15 protein-coding genes are annotated in these 18,563 nt (G+C 33.3%); 11 read left to right on the top strand and 4 right to left on the bottom strand.

The features are described from left to right. Positions 1 to 58 precede the first annotated feature (58 nt). The 6 genes from BK054_RS02145 (at position 59) to BK054_RS02120 (ending at position 8,258) form a co-directional block, all read left to right on the top strand. Complete coding sequence (locus BK054_RS02145) at positions 59 to 2,287, top strand: hypothetical protein (protein WP_006266981.1); 2,229 nt, start codon at positions 59 to 61, stop codon at positions 2,285 to 2,287. A gap of 197 nt (positions 2,288 to 2,484) precedes the next feature. Next, complete coding sequence (locus tag BK054_RS02140; protein WP_006260341.1) at positions 2,485 to 3,237, top strand: DNA polymerase beta superfamily protein; 753 nt, start codon at positions 2,485 to 2,487, stop codon at positions 3,235 to 3,237. Then, complete coding sequence (locus BK054_RS02135; RefSeq protein ID WP_006266982.1) at positions 3,234 to 4,292, top strand: DNA polymerase beta superfamily protein; 1,059 nt, start codon at positions 3,234 to 3,236, stop codon at positions 4,290 to 4,292. Before BK054_RS02140 ends, BK054_RS02135 begins: the two co-directional genes overlap by 4 nt. 467 nt (positions 4,293 to 4,759) lie before the next feature. Further along, positions 4,760 to 6,019 carry a PQQ-binding-like beta-propeller repeat protein gene (locus BK054_RS02130; RefSeq protein ID WP_006266983.1) on the top strand — a complete coding sequence of 420 codons (1,260 nt, stop codon included), beginning with the start codon at positions 4,760 to 4,762 and terminating at the stop codon, positions 6,017 to 6,019. A 66-nt stretch (positions 6,020 to 6,085) separates the two neighbouring features. Further along, positions 6,086 to 7,516, top strand: a complete 1,431-nt coding sequence (locus tag BK054_RS02125; RefSeq protein WP_006266984.1) for an RtcB family protein — start codon at positions 6,086 to 6,088, stop codon at positions 7,514 to 7,516. A 328-nt stretch (positions 7,517 to 7,844) separates the two neighbouring features. After that, positions 7,845 to 8,258, top strand: a complete 414-nt coding sequence (locus tag BK054_RS02120) for a hypothetical protein (protein ID WP_006266985.1) — start codon at positions 7,845 to 7,847, stop codon at positions 8,256 to 8,258. A 43-nt stretch (positions 8,259 to 8,301) separates the two neighbouring features. Here the strand turns inward: BK054_RS02120 and BK054_RS02115 are convergent, their stop codons facing one another. The 3 genes from BK054_RS02115 to BK054_RS02105 form a co-directional block, all read right to left on the bottom strand. Further along, positions 8,302 to 8,811: a YfbM family protein gene (locus tag BK054_RS02115; RefSeq protein ID WP_006266986.1), complete on the bottom strand. Its 510-nt coding sequence runs from the start codon at positions 8,809 to 8,811 to the stop codon at positions 8,302 to 8,304. Between the two features lie 17 nt (positions 8,812 to 8,828). After that, entirely contained in the window at positions 8,829 to 10,085 is a 1,257-nt protein-coding gene (locus BK054_RS02110; protein WP_071306889.1) for an erythromycin esterase family protein, read from the bottom strand. An 80-nt stretch (positions 10,086 to 10,165) separates the two neighbouring features. Beyond that, positions 10,166 to 10,882, bottom strand: coding sequence for a DUF1963 domain-containing protein (locus BK054_RS02105; RefSeq protein ID WP_006266989.1), 717 nt, complete (start codon positions 10,880 to 10,882; stop codon positions 10,166 to 10,168). 53 nt (positions 10,883 to 10,935) lie between these two features. Here BK054_RS02105 and BK054_RS02100 point away from each other — a divergent pair, with 53 nt between their 5' ends. Together BK054_RS02100 and BK054_RS02095 are read left to right on the top strand one after the other, a co-directional pair. Then, on the top strand, positions 10,936 to 11,379 hold the full coding sequence (locus BK054_RS02100) for a hypothetical protein (RefSeq protein WP_006266990.1): 444 nt from the start codon (positions 10,936 to 10,938) through the stop codon (positions 11,377 to 11,379). 259 nt (positions 11,380 to 11,638) lie between these two features. Beyond that, positions 11,639 to 12,559, top strand: a complete 921-nt coding sequence (locus BK054_RS02095) for a hypothetical protein (RefSeq protein WP_006266991.1) — start codon at positions 11,639 to 11,641, stop codon at positions 12,557 to 12,559. 637 nt (positions 12,560 to 13,196) lie between these two features. On the opposite strand, the gene BK054_RS02090 is transcribed toward BK054_RS02095, so the two are convergent. Further along, positions 13,197 to 13,853: a DUF6266 family protein gene (locus tag BK054_RS02090; RefSeq protein ID WP_006266992.1), complete on the bottom strand. Its 657-nt coding sequence runs from the start codon at positions 13,851 to 13,853 to the stop codon at positions 13,197 to 13,199. Positions 13,854 to 14,376: 523 nt separating this feature from the next. Here BK054_RS02090 and BK054_RS02085 point away from each other — a divergent pair. Genes BK054_RS02085 through BK054_RS02075 form a run of 3 tightly spaced genes read left to right on the top strand, consistent with a single transcriptional unit; the run spans position 14,377 to position 18,558 of the window. After that, positions 14,377 to 15,195, top strand: coding sequence for an HNH endonuclease (locus BK054_RS02085; protein WP_006266993.1), 819 nt, complete (start codon positions 14,377 to 14,379; stop codon positions 15,193 to 15,195). A gap of 20 nt (positions 15,196 to 15,215) precedes the next feature. Next, positions 15,216 to 17,420: a sensor histidine kinase gene (locus tag BK054_RS02080; protein WP_006266994.1), complete on the top strand. Its 2,205-nt coding sequence runs from the start codon at positions 15,216 to 15,218 to the stop codon at positions 17,418 to 17,420. Beyond that, complete coding sequence (locus tag BK054_RS02075) at positions 17,413 to 18,558, top strand: response regulator (RefSeq protein ID WP_006266996.1); 1,146 nt, start codon at positions 17,413 to 17,415, stop codon at positions 18,556 to 18,558. The genes BK054_RS02080 and BK054_RS02075 overlap by 8 nt, the downstream gene beginning before the upstream one ends. Positions 18,559 to 18,563: the final 5 nt, after the last annotated feature.

Here is an 18,563-nt window from a genome sequence, read left to right as displayed (position 1 = left end):
TACTTCTAAACATTTCCCTTGTATCAAACCTGCCCTTACCTGATTAAATTTAATAATTATGAAAACAAATGTATTAAGAGTAGCGATTAGAAATCAAGCTATTTATGTTGCAGATACAGCTATAACTGTAACGTTTAATAAAGAAGTATTCTCTTTTGTAGAGAATGTGAGAAAGCTTGGATTTGGGTTGAGTGAAGAGTTGTTGAATGCGTTAAAATACGTTGATTCTGAAACATACCAAGTTATTTATAACACTTTGCAAGGTATATTAGGAACCAAGCACAATTGGACTCCGTTAGTGAAAGATTGGTTAATACCAACAGGAGAAACAGACTTAGACCATTATATTACTTATATGGCAAATTGGTTTGGTACTTCTAATGATGAGACGTTAAGTTGTGGACATAAGATTCCTAAAAAGACCTTTCCCTTAGAACGATATAACGGATGTCCATTCTGTGGGACGCCATTTGAGCTTGAACAATTAAAGTTGTATGGTGGAGGTAGTAAAATGAAGGTATTGGACTTATGGCAAGATCAAGAGGCAACTACTTATTTAGAAGGTTTGATTAAGGCTAATACTGCTTTGGATGCGACGCAGATAGACTCGTTAAAAATGTTGTTGGCAGTATATCCTTTGCCTGCGGCAGAGGTGAAGATGAAGGAGACATTGATGTTGTTAATCGACTGTTATGTAGAGGCAGGTGAGATAGCTAAGGCGGGAGCGTTGTTAAAAAGCCCAACAGATATCATGAGATACTTGTGGTATAAGAAAACAGGTTTCTTACAATTGATACTGCCAAAGACTATTATCGCTCGTCAAGCAAAGAATCACGCTCATTTTAAGATGAGGTTAGATTCGAGTAATAGAGCGAAAGAAGATGTGAAAGAAAACTTGAAGTTAAAGTATTCGAGAAAAGAAGCATTAATGGTGGCTACTTGGTTAAACGAGATGGCGATGGATATCGAGTTGATGTGTGAGAATATGCACCCTAAACGCGGTATGTGGATCCGTTTCATCAGAGCCTTGCGTTTAGCTGAATACAGCAAGAGAACGGGGTTTGAACAATTAACAGAGTTATTAGATGTATTCTATAATCAAATCTATACTGTGACAGCAGGTAGAATAGAACACTACAGATTAAAGATGGATGCAGACCGCGCTTTTGCATTGCTAAAGTCGCGTCCTGGGTTATTCGCTCGTTCATTGTTTTCAAGTATGTTGTGTTTTGGTAACGACGTTACTTTAGAACACTTTGCTAAGGTGGTAGATAAAGTACCAATGAGGTTGTTATTGACGTTGAATATGTATGCAGATACGTATTTTGACCCAACTGCCAGTAGAGTAGTGAAGCCATTAGGTGGAGTGAATAAAGTGATAGCTGTGAATCAATGGGTAAAAGCGTATGATGAGGCTACATTAAAAGCAATGGTGGGTAAGATAGAGTCTTTTGTGTTGACAGAAGTGATGCGTCGATTTGCAATGCAAAAGAATGAGAATAAAACAATCTATATCAGCGAGGATTTGTATAACATTCCTTTAGCAATAGGGGATAGAGCAGATAATGTTCAAGACTTGCCTGTAGCGTTAATGGGGACTAAGTTTCCATTAGAAGGACATGAGGTAAGATTGTTTATGCAGTGGGGGGCAGGTTTGCCTGCTCAACATTTAGATATGGATTTGAGCTGTCATATCGCTTATACAGATAAGGTAGAAGTGTGTAGTTATTACAGCTTGTCGCCATTAGGATGTCAGCATAGTGGAGATATCAGAAGTATTCCTAATCAGATAGGTACTGCCGAGTATATAAACATAGATGTGCAAGCATTGAGAAGAGCAAAGGCGAAGTATGTAACTTTTACAAGCAATGCTTATAGTAATGGAGCTATAACGCCAAACTTGGTAGTAGGGTGGATGGATGCTAAGTATCCGATGACTGTATCAAACAATAAGGGCGTAGCGTACGATCCGTCAGCTGTAATTCACCAAGTACGTGTGACAAATAGCTTGACAAAAGGATTGGTATTTGGGGTGTTGGATGTTGAGAAAGGAGAGATTATATGGTTAGAGATGGCATTCGGTGGACAAAATATACAGTCATTGGATAGCAAAACATTAAACATATTCTTAAAGAAGTTAGAAGCCAAAACGAAAGTAGCAGATTTGTTAATGATTAAGGCTCAAGCACAAGGAATGAACATTGTGTATTCAGTAGAAGAAGCAGATGAGGTGTACGATGCTAAATGGGCTATTGATTCGGCTAATGTGATGAGGTTAATTAGTTGACAGTTAATGGTGTTGTAGAGATTCAATTTCTTGCGTCTTGACTCACTGTAAAACAATAACCATAAGCCATTCTTCTTGTCCCACTTTTTGATACCAAAAGCGACTATAATGAGTCAAATGAGTTCATTATAGTCACTTCAAAAAAAGCATGAAAGGTGAATAAGTAGTTTTGTGAGGAATCAATAAGATAAAATGCTATGAAAGAGATAATATTAAAAAAGATAAAAGAAATAGAAGAGTCACATAACATAGAAGTATTGTATGCGTGTGAGTCAGGAAGTAGAGCTTGGGGTTTTGCTTCTGAGGACAGTGATTACGATGTTCGATTGGTTTATAAGCAGAAGATAGATAATTATTTGAGTGTGGTAGATACAAGTGATTTTATAGATATGCCGATAGATGAGGTATGGGACTTTAATGCTTGGGATATCAAGAAGGTATTGGTATTGCTAATTAAGTCTAATACAACAGTGTTTGAGTGGTTACAATCGCCTATTGTTTATAAAGAGGCAGAAGGGTTTAGAGTAGCAATGTGGGCATTGAGCCATGACTATTATTGCCAACAGACACATACACATCATTATCTGGGCTTAGCAAAGAAGATGTTGTTGGAGCATACGGATGAGCAGGTGAAGTACAAGACACTGTTCTATATCCTTAGAGCACTATTGTCTGCTAAGTGGAATGTAGAGTTTAATAGGATAGCACCTATGGAGTTTAAGCCCTTGCTAAAGGTGGTTAATGATGATAAGCTTACTGCATACATACTCTTATTGATAAAAGAGAAAGAAGGCTTGACTGAGAAGGACTGGTACACTTGGGATGCGAGGTTAAAGGACTATGTGTATGACTTGTATGAGAGTTTGTCTAAGGTTACAGTGGTAAAGAGCAAGGGAAGTTTTGACAATGAATTGGTAAATAGGTTTTTTAGAAAGGAGGTAAGACAATGACAATAACAGAGATGAAAGACAGAGGATTGCTCCTGTTCGAATGTATAAGTGGGAGTAGGGCATATGGCTTAGCAACTAAAGATTCGGATACGGATATAAGAGGAGTGTATTACTTGCCTAAAGAACAGTTTTACGGTATGGATTACCTTCCACAGATCAGCAATGAGACTAATGATATCGTGTATTATGAGATAGGGCGTTTTATAGAGTTGTTGAGTAAGAATAACCCTAATATACTGGAACTGTTAGCTACACCTGATGAGATGGTGCTGTATAAGCATCCCGTAATGGATAAGATAGTGATGAGAGATTATCTGTCTAAGTTGTCTAAAGATACTTTTGCTGGATATGCAATGAGTCAAGTGAAGAAAGCTAAGGGATTAAATAAGAAAGTGTTTAACCCAATGGGTCAGGAGCGAAAAGAGTTGCTCGACTTCTGTTATGTCTTAGAGGGGGTGCAAACTATGTCGTTAAGAGATTGGCTCAACAAGAAAGAGATAGCACAAGGGCAATGTGGATTGGTCAAGCTGTCTTCTCAAAAAGAGCTTTATGCACTATTTTGTGATAAGGTAGGAGATAAGGGGTATAAAGGGATAGTGCGTTATGACAATTCGAATGAAGTAAGTCTGAGCAGTGTGGCTAAAGGTGAAGAGCTAACAGCTTATTTGCTGTGCAAGGCAGATGATTACTCTACACATTGCAAGAAGTACAAAGAGTATTGGGATTGGGTAGAAAAGCGTAACGAGGCAAGGTATGTGACAACAATGAGCCATGCTGGTGGATACGACAGTAAGAATATGATGCATACGGTCAGGCTGATGCTCACTGTGCGAGACATCTTTATGACGGGTATAGTTATAGTACGCAGTCCGTATAGAGAAGAATTGCTCAAGATAAAGTCCGGACATTATAGCTATGAAGAATTGTTAGATAAGGTAACAGAGTTACAAGAAGAAGTAGAACGACTGTATGTAGATTCGCCTTTGCCTAATCGACCTGACCTTGATAGGGCAGAAAAGGTATTGGTAGAGATAAGAGAGGAGTTGTATGGGTGAATGACTAGCGGTTTTGTAGAGGCGCAAGATATTGTGTCTCAATTCTAAATAAGCGTGATAGATGGTTAAGTATTATAGAACTGACTCATGATAAATACCCTTGTCGTTGATTAAGCAACACCATTTAGCAATGTGGTTAGGTATTGGGTTAAGGATAGCAATACCTTCCGCGAGTAAGTTATCAGGAGTGCCATATTCATCAGAATCATCCATATAGATTAGTACATTGTTGCCTTCCTGTAAATAACGTTACCTAAGGAGTCAGTTTTATAGTCCGTTTGGGAGAGTAGTACTATGTTGAAATCTATCATTTCATTGAAGTCAACATATAGACGGGGTTCTTTCATTCATTCTGAGAATAGAACGATAAAGATAAGAGGATTTTATTGAATAAGTGAGTTAATTCACTGCTTAGTGAATTGTGAAAAATAATATATTTGCGAGCAGTTTAAAAACAACAAAACAATATGAAAAAACTCTTAGTATCACTTACAGCGCTATTTGCCTTTTTTGGGTGTCAGAATAAACAGACGCAAGATACTGTTGTTAATGTATCTAATCAGACTGTTGTGTTCAGTTCTAGTGGCAAGGTAGTCAACTTTGACTTAGATAATAAAAAAATAGTGTGGGAATATACCTCTGGGCAGGATGAAGAAGGGAACAGAAATAAGTTTGACTTCGATGAGACTACTCTATATATGCCTTTTGAGAGTGGTAAGTTTGTCGCTTTAGATATCCTAACAGGGAAAGAGAAGTGGGTATTCACAGCTCCTCAGACTGGTGTAATGGATATGGCTGTAGGCGACGAAGGCAGTAATGCAGCCGACAGAGGAGAGCCTTACTTTATGAGTCAACCTCTACAGTATCAAGACAAGGTGTATATGGTCAGTATAGGTGGAGGAAATGATCCTTACTTCTATGTGATTAATAAAACAGATGGTAGTGAATATAAAATAGAAGGGATAGAGACGAAGTACAATCTTTCTCAACCGGTTCTATGTCAAGAGATGGTATTCGTTAATTCGGGTATTTACTTAAACAAGTATTCACTGAAAGGAACTGGTACGAGCTATGGCATGTATGACGGTATCACATTTGACAGCCCGTTATACGCACAGATGCGTAGTGATGGAGAAACGTTGTACTTTGGAGAAGAAGACGGTATGTTCTATGCTATTCCCTTTAATGAGAATGCTGATGTGAAGGGAGACAATGACGATATTATGGATCCAAAGAATAATTTTAAAGACAACTTGTCTATTTATAAATGGAGATATCAGTCTAAAGAATACTCTAGGTTAGCGACTAATGCTGATAGTAATACAGCACTATATGGAAAAACTTATGTAGTACAAGTGCGCAAATCAGATAGTGATGCTCAAGCTCTAATAGGGCTAAATGCTAAGACAGGTGAAGAGCAATGGAGTTATGGTTCAACAGAAGAAATTGTGAATTGGCACAAATCAGGAGAGCATCTTATTGGGTACACTATGACTATGGTGTTTGTATTAGACTTTCAAGGTAAAGAATTAGCAACTTACCCAATCACAGAGGAGTTTAAACCATTGACCAATATTGAAGAAACAAAAGATGGACAGTTGGTGTTCTTAACAACACGAGGAGTAACAACAATAGATAAAACAAGTAAACAGGCTAAGGTACTCATTGCTTATGAAACAAAAGAGGAGTATCACAATACAGCTTATATAAAATATTTTAAGAATTAGTTAATTGGTTAACGGTGGACGGTTTACAGTTCACAGCGTAAACCGTTGACTGTAAATTGAGAAACTATGAAAGATAATACACCGATTAATGGAAATGATTTAATTGTTTTAGGATACCCACAAACAGAGTTATTGGGTATTGCTCTAAAAGCGAATAAGAAAAGAACAGGTTATACGAAGGTGGAGATGTTAGCACATTATAAAGCTGTGCTTACTAATGCAGAAGATTATTTAAACGATAAGGTATTTGGGAAGTTGGCTACCGCTATTATAGAAGGCGTGGGACAACGTGTAGAAGAAGAGGTTATTCCACTGAGAGAGGAGGCTGTAGGGTATACAGTATACGGTGCTGATCATATAGAAGACGGAGCGATTAAGCAGATGCAAACTGCGGTAAAGCTACCTGTGGCTGTAGCAGGTGCGTTAATGCCTGATGCACATCAAGGATATGGATTACCTATCGGAGGAGTATTGGCTACTGAGAATGCTGTGATACCTTATGGTGTAGGAGTAGATATTGGGTGTAGAATGGCGTTATCTATTTTTGATATTAAAGGTGTGGAGTTCTATGGTATGGAAGAGTTGCTAAAAGAGCAGTTAGTTAAGCATACTAAGTTTGGAGCAGGGCATGGATTCCAAGGACAATATAAAGCACAACACGATATCTTAGATAGAGGAGAGTTTAATCTCAATCCTTTTATTAAGAACTTACAAGATAAAGCTTGGGAACAATTGGGTTCTTCAGGTGGAGGTAATCACTTTGTAGAATGGGGATTGATGGAGTTCATGGAGAGAGATGAGGTGTTGAATATAGATAAAGGTACTTACTTAGCTTTATTAACACACTCTGGTTCGCGAGGAATGGGGGCGACTATAGCGGGTAGATATACTCAGATTGCTAAGGATATCTGTAAGTTACCTTATGAGGCGAAGAACTTGGCTTACCTTGATCTAAATTCGGAAGCAGGACAAGAGTATTGGGCAATGATGAGCTTAGCAGGTGATTATGCTTCTGCTTGTCATGAGGTTATTCATGATAAATTAACTAAGGCTATAGGTGCTGAGGTATTAGCCAAGGTAGAAAATCACCATAACTTTGCGTGGAAGGAGATGTACCAAGGTAGAGAGGTTATTGTACACCGTAAAGGAGCTACTCCAGCGAGTAAAGGAGTGATGGGTATTATACCTGGCTCTATGACTGCACCGGGATTCTTAGTGAGAGGTAAAGGAGAAGAGGAAGCTTTAAACTCTGCTTCACATGGAGCAGGAAGACAAATGAGCAGAACACAAGCTATCAAGACCCTAAAAGTAGCTGATATAAAAGCGGTGTTGTCAGATCATGGTGTTGAGTTAATAGGAGCAGGTAAAGATGAAGCTCCTATGGCTTATAAAGATATTCATCAGGTGATGGCTGCACAGGGAGAGTTAGTAGATGTAGTTGCGATGTTTACGCCTAAGATTGTCCGAATGGCTGATGATGGAAGTAAAGAGGATTAATAGATAATAAAAATATGTAGAACAAGGTCACTGACAAGAGTTAGTGGCCTTGTTTGTTTAATTATAAAGTGAACATTAGAAAAGGTTGTTTTTTTACTAAGAAAGAGAATATATTGATTAAAATGTATTTTTCTGTAAATGATAAGAATTGTACATCTTTCGGAGTGGGTTTAGGTTGTTGTTGTGTAATATTTCATTATTATCATTGAAGTGTTTTTTTTATAGACTACATTGTGTTAAAAGTGAATGTTATAAATAATGAATGTCAATTTTTAGCGTTTCTTATAGTAATTATGATTACTTTGTTAGAAATAAAAATTGGAGATTTATGGCGAAGAGAAAAGATATAAGAAGTTATTTAACCCTATTTCTTTTGGTATGTAGTATAAGTGTATTCGCAAAAGAGAAGACAAATACAGCAAAGCAAGATTGTAATACACAATTAGCTCAAGTAATAAAACACAGTGATTTTGAGTACCCCAATAAGGATTATCATGTTAGAATAGAGGATACCACTGGAGGAACTGTGATCATTAAAGCGTATGTTCGAAATAACCTATCTGATAATCCTAAACAACAACAGATGGTAGAAAGTGTAGTGTCGTGGTTTATTATACAGCCTCAGCGAGATGGGATATATCAATCTATGAATGCTTTGGATCCTGAAGAACCAGACTTTAAGAAGCTAAAAATAGATACTAAAGCTTTTGAATCACTAGTAAAATGTATTGATAAGAAATAATTAAAGAAGCCTACTAATAGAATACTTAGTAGGCTTTTTTAGTTTAATTGATAAATGTAATTACAGCCTCATTGTTTTTTGCTGCAGTACTATAAATCTCTCGTATTGTATTGATGTTATCAGATAGGTATTCCCATATTTCTTCTTTATCTGCTTCTGACCAAAATGAAGGATATATTTCTTCTTCATTAAGTTTTTGAGGAGAGAACCTCTTTCTCAATTCTTCATTTGATAGTTGAGTCAGTAGATTGTGTATTTCTTTGACTTGTTCTGTTGTAACAAAACGAGCAGGACCATATCCTATATCCTGATTCTCATCTAAAGTATGTGAACCAAATATTGCCATAGCTAATGGATGTTCTAAGTAGTCATCTACATTGTTTGCAAATAAAAAAGCAATAGCTTCCCAAGACTTGTCTATATCTACCAGAGCTTCATCTATATCGTTCTCATCGTAATCTTTGTAGATTCTTTCTTCAAATAAATTGCTATCCTGTACATAGCTTGTTAGTTCTTCTTGACTTACTCGAAGCAGGTTTCCAATCATTCCCATAGTATATTTTTTAGTAATTAAAAATGTTCTGAAGCGTTCGTTGTATTCATAAAGATAAAACCATCGAAGTGTTCTCTTAGTTTCACATTAGGAATAGTCATGTATTTTGCTTGTTCTTCTTGAGTCATTATTTTATACCCTATCCAATTCATTTTTTTAGGTGTATCAAATATACTTGAAGGAGTATTTTTAAAGTTGACAAAGTAGTTCTTCTCAGTGTAATGCTCCATCTGTTGTTCTAATGAATTATCTTGTACTGTAGGTAAGTCATATGAAGCGTATTTACTTTCTTTTACATCTATATTATCGTTCATCGCACTGAAGGTACCATTGGCAGTAAAAGTTGCTAAAGAGTAAAACTCATTACCATATTGCTTTTTGATGTATTCTCCCATTGGGTCAATAAAAGATGTAGTAAGACCGATGTGTCCATTATGAGCGATGATAACCATCTTTTGGTTATATAAAGACTGTGTTCTCATCGCTATCTCAGCCATAGCATAATCTCGAGTATAGTTTTCATTTCTTTGACCAACCTCATATAACATTCTAAAACCTAGCTCTAAATTATAAAATGCAATCTTTGCATCTGTAGAAAGTTTATCACCGTATTTAGTAGTCATTTCTTTTGTTAATTGAAAAGCCTGTGTACCTACTTTGATCAAGTTGTCATAATCTTTTTCAAAGGTTTCATCATTGGATTTTGCCCAATTATAATCGAGTACCTTAGCTGCTTCAGCTAGCTTTAGACAGCTTTCGTAATATGTTTTATTACGTGCTAAATCTTTTTCACTTAATAGAATTAAAGTACTATTGTGAAGAAAATTGGTGTCAACACCAGTTAGCGTAACCTTTTCTTTATTCTTTTTGTTATAAGATCTTATCCATAAGAATAGATTTGCTATCTCCTTGGTTTGCCATACCGAGACTAAGTTTGTTTTCATCTCTTTTTGTAGATCTCCATTAGAGTTAATAACCTTATTAATCATATAAGTATCTCCATAAGCATTTTCAAAAGAGATGACTCTATAGTTGTGATTAGTGACTAAGTCCTTGATTAACTCTACTCTTAAATCATTGAATTCTTTAGTACCATGTGTTCCTTCACCTAGTGCTACTATTGTATGATCTTTTATAGCATTAGTGATAGGAGAGAGCCCTTTATATTGATTATTATTCTTGTTATAAGAGAAAGGAATAACTTCTTTATCTTGTGCTATACTTGTTAATGAAGCCAGTATAAACAAGCTTAATAAAGTTCTTTTTATTGTCATAATTTGCAGGTTGATTTAGCCTTAAAGATAATTTATTTTAGCAAAGAGATATCTTTAAAGTTGTATTTACTTTTCTCTTTTTAAGACTGTGCCCAATAGAATTCGCAGTTGTCAAAGTTTAGGTTTTTTAAGTCCTCTTCTTTGATTAGTACACTGAATACTCCATCGTCATTAAAGTTGTTCTCTCCTATCTGCCACAGTACTAGTTTATCAGAATAAATAAACTCTTCTACCTCTTCCTTACCTAATTGACAATGAGTGAATATACCGAATATTTTAGATAGATAGGTTCCTCCGAAGTAGTCCCAGTACATTCCATTCTCATCTACATCGTCTTCTTCGTATTCATCCTCAGGCTCTCTATATCGATCAGAGAAAGGCTCTGTATCAGCAGTGATTTCATTGATAAGAACGCCATAGAAGAAATTGTCCTCATGCTCTGCGATATGCCTTACCAATTGATGATTAGGTACATCTGTATAGATAACCTTCCCCGTATCAGTTAGGATATCTGCAAAGAAAATGAGCTGCCCTGTCTTTGGTAATAACCCTGTTTTATCATGTGGAGAACATAACGCCAAATCTATTTGGCCTGCATAGTATAATCCTTGAGGATGATCTACTCCAGGAGGTAAGTCAATTACGGGACCACCATAACGAGATTGTCCTAGAGGAATGTCTATCTCTGTGTGTAGTACATCTGTTTCTTTCATCCAACTTTGTCTCCCTAGTGAAGCAGGGATATATTGGCGTTTATCAGCCGAAAATTTTATAATATCAAATGGTTTATCGTACATTGGTTTTGTGTTTTTTTAGCTAGTGCAAGATATAGAAACAAACTTTTAATTATATGAACCAGAAAGAACAAAAAACAAGAAAGAAGTGGGGGCACCTCATGTATTATGGACTGTTGTTTATCATCATGTCTTTTGTACAGACTAGTATAGCGATGTATCGTTTTAAAGATCAACCTTCAAGGGATATTACATTTAATTTCTTTCAAGATATCTTTCTAAGTGCCTTATTCATTAGCTTATTTTATATGTTATTGCTGGTATTTATTATTAAGATTCCGCGTTTTAGTATTCAGATTATTATTCACAGTATGCTACTAGTGGGATTATGGTTTTTACAAGATCTAAGTATTTTCATTGATAGGGAAGCTTCATGGAGTACATATTCTTTTACAGAATCTATTAGTTATACCTGGATGTATAGCAGAATATCGCTATTATATGCATTAGTGATTTATATTTTTCTCTCTTTCAGACTTTATAGACATTATACTAAGTAAGCTTGTATAAGGCTAAATCTTCTCTGTGATTAACTGTAATATATGACAATATAGAACCCTTTTTAAGGAAATAATGAATTGCTATAGTAAGCGAGTTTTATCCCAATAAACGCAAATCAGATAATAAGCTTAAAACCTTGAATTAATTTAATTCAATATGTTAAATATTTATTTGAGTATATATGTTTTTAGCTTAGTAAAAACGTATATATTTGTTAAATTAGTTAATTTGGTTTGTATAGATGTCTAATTTAAGTTAATGAGGGTTTTAGATCGTATTGTTTTGTTTCTTTTCATTACAGGTATAAATTGTATTTATGCTAGGCAAGAACACGTATATATCGATAAACACGCTGAGGGGATAGTATCCAATGAATTACAGCACAGTGTAGAGCTCATCATGACTCATCTAGACATTGATGTCTATTACCAATATGTAGATTTTGATAATATAGCTCTTAAAGAAAGCACGTTTACCGCCTCACATTTTGTTTACCTTATTCCCTATCAGACTTCGAGCACGTCTGATTGGAATGTGTGTATAGCGATATTAAATGAAGCTAATGAGATTGTAATATCAGGTGTTGCTAAGCATACTTGGGATTATCAAGCTGATGTTTCTTTTTATCCAGTGATAAGCTTTGATCGACCTTATGTTTATAATAAGAGTATAGAGCTCAATATCACGGTAGATATTCTAAAGACAGGAGAGGCTGAAGATAAAGAAGTAGTCTCTAATCAGAAGTTAGTCTTTGTTCCTAATGAGCATAAAGACAAACTGATCAATATTCTCCAATATGAGTATAATACTGTATTAAAGCATGATGATGCGAAAGGATATAGGTATAGTTTCAGCGTGAATAATAATGACAAACTAACGATAGAACCTGAGATGACAGAAGAGTTTTATAATCTAAATCTGGTCAGAGAACACAATATCAGTATCAGTACACTACCGCAACTCAAACAAAAATGTACTATTGCGAATCAAAAAGCAGCTCCTTTTTTAGTGAAAGAACAGAGAGAAGATTCTTTTTTAACAGCTTATTTTGTACAGCGATTTACAGAAGCTTATATTTATTATAAAGAAGAACAAAAGTATAAACCATTATCAGCGGTTGTACCACGTGTAAATATTCTTAGCTTATATGAGAAGTGTATGATACAAAATAAACCCTAAATAAAGTAAAAATGCCTCTATAAAAGGAGGCATTCTAATAGGCTAAATCAGTGGTGTGTTTTGTTAGAAGTTTTCGACGACTCCCTAATTCGTTAAAGCAAATATATTATAAGCTTCTGTTGCGAATATATTAATTTTTTAGAAGTAAAACTTCTAAAGGGTGCAAATGTATCAAGTTTAAACAGAATAAACTTGTCTTTAAAAGACTTTTAGATGAGTTTATTGGACATTATGCTGAAAAATGGATGTTAATTTGTGCTTTTTTTGTTTTAATAATATTGATTATTGTTAAATGTTGTGATAAGGATGTTGAAATATAGTAAATAATGAACCGCTTGTATCTAGTGAGCTATTTTTTACTATTCATTTTGCCATGATTGATATGAGACCAACTATATTATCTACTTGATTTATGGGAATTAGTGAATTATATTTTTCTTTTTTTAGCTGTTTAAGTAGAAATGCACTGTCAAAGCTTTAGAAATAGCATAACCTTTTTTCTCATAATAAATACAACTGTATAGCAGAAGAATAGCATTCTTTATCAACTTAGAATAAAGAATGCTATCCTAGCTAATACGTTTTAGTACCTTATTTATTGCATCGCTTATTGATTTGTGACTTTAGCTGCTTTATATCATTTTTGGATTAACTCTATAGGTGCGTGATATACACTAGTACTATGCATAGCACGATTAGCAGATTTCCACACACTCCAGAAGTGAATAGTACCCGTCTGCCAATTAGCAGGAAGCTCAAAATGAGTGTATTTATCGGCTCTTTTGCCGATATTCTCAGCGATATAGAAGGTGTTTAGCTCATCGTTAAAAGCAATCATCGTCAATTGATCATCAGTGTTCGTCAACGAATTAATGAATGAATCATCCCATTTGACTTTTACCTTATTATCTTTTAAAAAACTAATCTTCTGTATCGCTGCAGGAGTTAGTACCCCTATGGATAGCAATACACGCTGAGGAATAATATGAATCATATTATCAATCAGCAATACTCCGTTCTTCATAATCTCAGATCGAATCTGATCATAGCCCGTTTTAGTCTTATCCTCTGTCTCCAAAACAGGGTAATGCATATTGACGAAGCCCTTTATCTCTTTCAAGAATTTGACCACTACCGTTAATTTACTTCGCTGTATAATTTGTTTCTCGCTAGCCTCCTTTTTACTTTTTGGCGCTAAGCTCCTGATTATATTCTTTCCTCTGTACTTATACCCAACTACTGTACCTACCTTACCCTGTACACCACCTAGGATACCTTCTTTAATTTCTGCCATAATTATCGTTTTTTAGTTTTATACAAGGTATAGATAATCAGTTGTTTATAAAATAAAGAAATCAAATATATTATCTGTAAATAAGGAGGATATATCGCTTTAAAAATTTGATTTGTGATACTATCGTATGTGTAGAAAACTTCTTATTTCTTCAACACTTCGTCAATACTTCCTCAAGATTCCTTCAACAAACTACCTCTCTCCTAGAGCAATCTTGGGGTATTGTTGAAGAAGTGTTGAAGAACTTCACTTAAAGCTAGATACACTCTGCCTTCATCTATACATAACTGCTTAGTATAAAAGAACGTATTATTTATGTAATATTTTGATATGGTGAAAGGTAGGGTGTTTTTTTGAAGAATAAAATAGGGTGTAATTTTTGAATGGGTGGGAGGGAGTTGATGTTGGTTATAGTTTTTATAGGTAGTTAGTGTTGATAATTGATATGCTTTTTTATAGTGATTACGGAAAACCGTATTAGGTAGATTTAGAGATTGGTTATATTTGTGTAGATTACAAAATCATGAGGACAAACTTATTTGAATTACAATTTTTTGAGACATATTATTATGCTAATATTATTTCTAACATTTTACATAATACAGAGCCATATCTTAGAGGGTTAGATAATTTCTGTATGACTGATAACTTTTGTGTTCCATTTCCTAAAGAATCTTATTTTAAGAGCTTTATAGTATTTATTATAGATTATATCGTTTTTGAGGATTTAGAAAACATAGATGTTAAAAATGTTTTAAGTCAAAATAAAAAATTGTGGATTGAGTTTGCTTTTGATGATTATGGATTACCATACACATCTTTTCAAAATTGGGTAAAAGAACAAGAAATAGAAAAAGATAGTGAACATGTATTGGATGATAGTTTATATAGATATTTTGAAGAATTGTTTTTTTATGGTTCTTATCAAGAATTACTAGATAAAATGTCAGATGAGATTTTCTTTATATTATTTAATAACCTAGACGTTCTTTTTAAATTTAATTATGTAATTTCAAATAGTATAAATTTTAGTAAAATACAATATCATGAGGTAGAAAATCAGGGATATTTCAAGAAGGATGGAGTACTAAAGAGAAAAACTATACCAAAGTGGGTAAGAAAAAGTGTTTTCTTTCGTGATAGAGGAAAATGTCGCTGTTGTAATAAAGATTTAAGCGGCTTACTTAGTCTTGATAATACAGAGAATTTTGATCATATTATTCCTTTGTATGAAGGAGGTATAAATGATGTTACTAATATTCAATTATTATGTGAAATTTGTAACAAAAAGAAAGGTAAAAAGGTTATAAAATATAATTATAAGTATGAAAAGTGGTTTTAACTTTTAAAAGTTTAAATAATATGGATGATAGTAATAATATAGAAGCAAGTACAATAAAAGATGGTTTTTATAAAATAAGACCTGCAGCAAGAATTGTTCATACAATAGGAGGGGATTTAATAGGAGACTCATATTCAGCATTAATAGAATTGGTGAAAAACTCTTATGATGCTGATGCAGAAAATGTTAAAATTATATTCGATTATAGTGAGGGAATTAATAATCTAAAGATAACGGTTAGCGATGATGGTCATGGGATGAGTTTTGATACAATTGTAAATAAATGGCTTGTACCTGCGACTAATGATAAATTAGAAAGAAAATATAGTATATATAAAAAGCGACCTTTACAAGGAAGAAAAGGTATAGGAAGATTTGCAGCTTCTATTTTAGGACAAGAAATGACAATGACTTCCGTTAGTAAGGATAAAGAAAAATCAACTATTGTTATAGACTGGAGACTTTTTAATTCAAATGACTATTTAGAAAATATTGATTTACTTGTAGAGTCAAGGTTTACTGATGAAATGAGTGGGACTACATTAATCATGTCTGCAGTTAATGATATTGATGATCTTAAAGTATCTGTGTGGGATCAGACAACAATTAAGCTGTTACTTCAAGAGCTGAGTAAATTATTATCTCCATTTGAAAAATTTACGGATGATAAGTTTGAAATTGTTGTAGATTTTATTAGTAGCCCTTTTCAAGATTTTACTCAAGAAATGAAAATATTATCATCTTCTATAATAGACTTTTATGATTATAGGATAAGTGGAGTTGTTGATAATATAGGGAGAATGAAGTTGGAGTTTATAGATAATACAAATCCAGATGCACAACAAGTTGAGAAAATTGAAAAGCAGATAGTATTACAAGAGAATGGTAAATATTGTGGAAATATAACTTTTGATTATCGTGTTTTTGATAGAGAACCTGATGCTATAGAAAATTTAATTAGTAAAGGACTTATTGATAGAAATACTGGAAGAGGTATAGGTAAGCAGGAAGCTCGCAGACTATTAAATGAAATTTATGGTGTTAATATATATAAGAATTCTTTTAGAATTAGACCTTATGGTAACAAAGGAGTGGATTGGTTAGATCTTGATAAAGATAGAATTCAAAATATGACACAAAAATTGAGTAATAATCAAGTTGTCGGATTTGTAATTATTGAATCAGAAGAATTATCTGGATTGGAAGAAAAAAGTGCACGTGATGGATTGAAAGAAAATAAGAATTATCAAGGATTAAAAGAAATTTCTAAAAAAGTATTGGCAGAATTAGAGATCAGAAGATTTAGTATAAGAACTAAAAGTAAAAAAAGTAGAAATACCAATGTTAATGATAAAATTAAAGATTTATTTAGTTTAAATGATGTAAAGACCACAATAGGGGCTAAATTAAAAGAATTAAACGTTTCAAAAGAGACAATAGATGAGATTAATACAATTCTTGATAATGAAGAGCAATCAAAAGAAAAACTTAGACAAGAAGTAGAGAATATTGTAGCGATTTATCAAGGACAAGCAACTTTAGGAAAGATTGTAACATTTATCATACATGAGGGAAGAAAACCATTACAGTTTTTTAATTCAGAGTATAAAAATATTGATACTTTAATTAACTATTTTAAAAAGACTAAAGACGATAGTGTTTTAGATCGTTTAGTTGTTAGTGTTAATAATTTTAAAGTTAATAGTAAAAGAATTAGTAATCTTTTTAATAGAGTAAGTCCTTTAGCAAGATATAAAAGAGGTGTAAATCAAAACTTTAAAGTGATAAGTATTATTGAGGACGCGATCTCAATTTTTCATAATTCTTTGGACGAATCTAAGATCAAAGTTAATATTAGTTGTGATGCATCTTTAGAGTTATTTGGGCAAAGTGAAGATCTATTTATAGCTTTAACAAATTTATTGGAGAATAGTTTGTATTGGTTAGGGGTAAGTACCCAGTCTGAAAAATTTATTATTATAGATGTATTTGAGAAAGAGGGTAGTATTGTTATTGATTATAAAGATAATGGACCAGGTTTAACAAAAGATGAAGTAAAAAGTAATATAATTTTTGAACCCGGGTATACTAAAAAACTAAATGGTACTGGATTAGGACTTGCTATTTCAGGAGAAGCAGTTGATAGGTTAAATGGTAAGTTGATAGCAATAAATAATGATTTAGGAGTTTATTTTAGAATCGAAATAAAAGTAAAAAATGAGTAGTCAAAAGAAGTGTTTAGATTTGTTAATCGTAGAGGATGACATCACAGTTCAAGATGTTTATAAACAAAGGATAGAATATTTTAATCAGTATGGAGAGTCAAATATAGAAATAAATCTTACAATAGAGTCGGATAAAGATAATGCGTTAAATCTACTAAGTAATACTAATAGAATTTTTGATGGAGCAATAGTTGATTTAGATTTGAAAAATTCAGGTGGAAATGATTCTTCAGGTAATGAGGTTATTAGAGAAATTAAACAAAATTTACGTTTTCCTATATTTGTAATATCAGGGACTACTCATAATCTTGATTCGGATTTGCATGGAGATACTGCTTTTTTTAAGGTTCGAAAAAGAGATGATGATGAATTTGATTTTTGCGAAGAATTTGTTAACATATATAATACAGGTATTACTAATATTTTGAATAGAAAAGGAATGATAGAGCAACATATCAATAAAATATTTTGGAATCATTTATCAAATTCAATGGATTTATGGATTGGTGACACTAAAAGAACTCCTGAACAAAAGCAGAATACATTGTTACGTTTCTTTTTATTACATGTCCAAGAGTATTTAGAATTAACTACAGAATCGGATTTTGAAAAATATCATGCAGCAGAATTCTATATAACTCCTCCAATAAAGGGTAAGGTTTATACTGGAGATGTAATAATAGAAAAGGGAACAGAAAAACGATATATAGTTTTAACACCATCGTGTGATTTAGCTCAGTCAAAGGCAAAAGAAGTTTTGTTAGCAGAAATTGAGTCTAAAGATAAGGACGGTATTTTGAAGAACTTTATTAATATTATACACAAAGATGATAAAATAGATTCTCTATATTTAAATGCAGAGGCAGATTTAAAAAAAATAATTTCTAATTCCTATTCTAATAAATATCATTATTTACCAAAATATCAAGATATTTGCGATGGGCTTATTAATTTTCAAAAATTGAAAACAGTAAAAAATAAAGATTTTTGTGAAGGTACTTTATTATTTGAACGAATAGCGTCAGTAAATAGCAGTTTTACTAAAGATATTGTAGCAAGGTTTTCATATTATTATTCAAGACAAGGATCTCCTGATTTTGATGTTGATGAAATTTATGAGTCTTTAATTGATAAGTAATTTTT

Source organism: Myroides sp. ZB35 (assembly GCF_001865835.1).
GTDB lineage: Bacteria > Bacteroidota > Bacteroidia > Flavobacteriales > Flavobacteriaceae > Flavobacterium > Flavobacterium odoratimimum.
The sequence above is the reverse complement of the archived record's forward strand: the minus strand, read 5'-3'. Positions and strand labels throughout refer to the sequence as shown.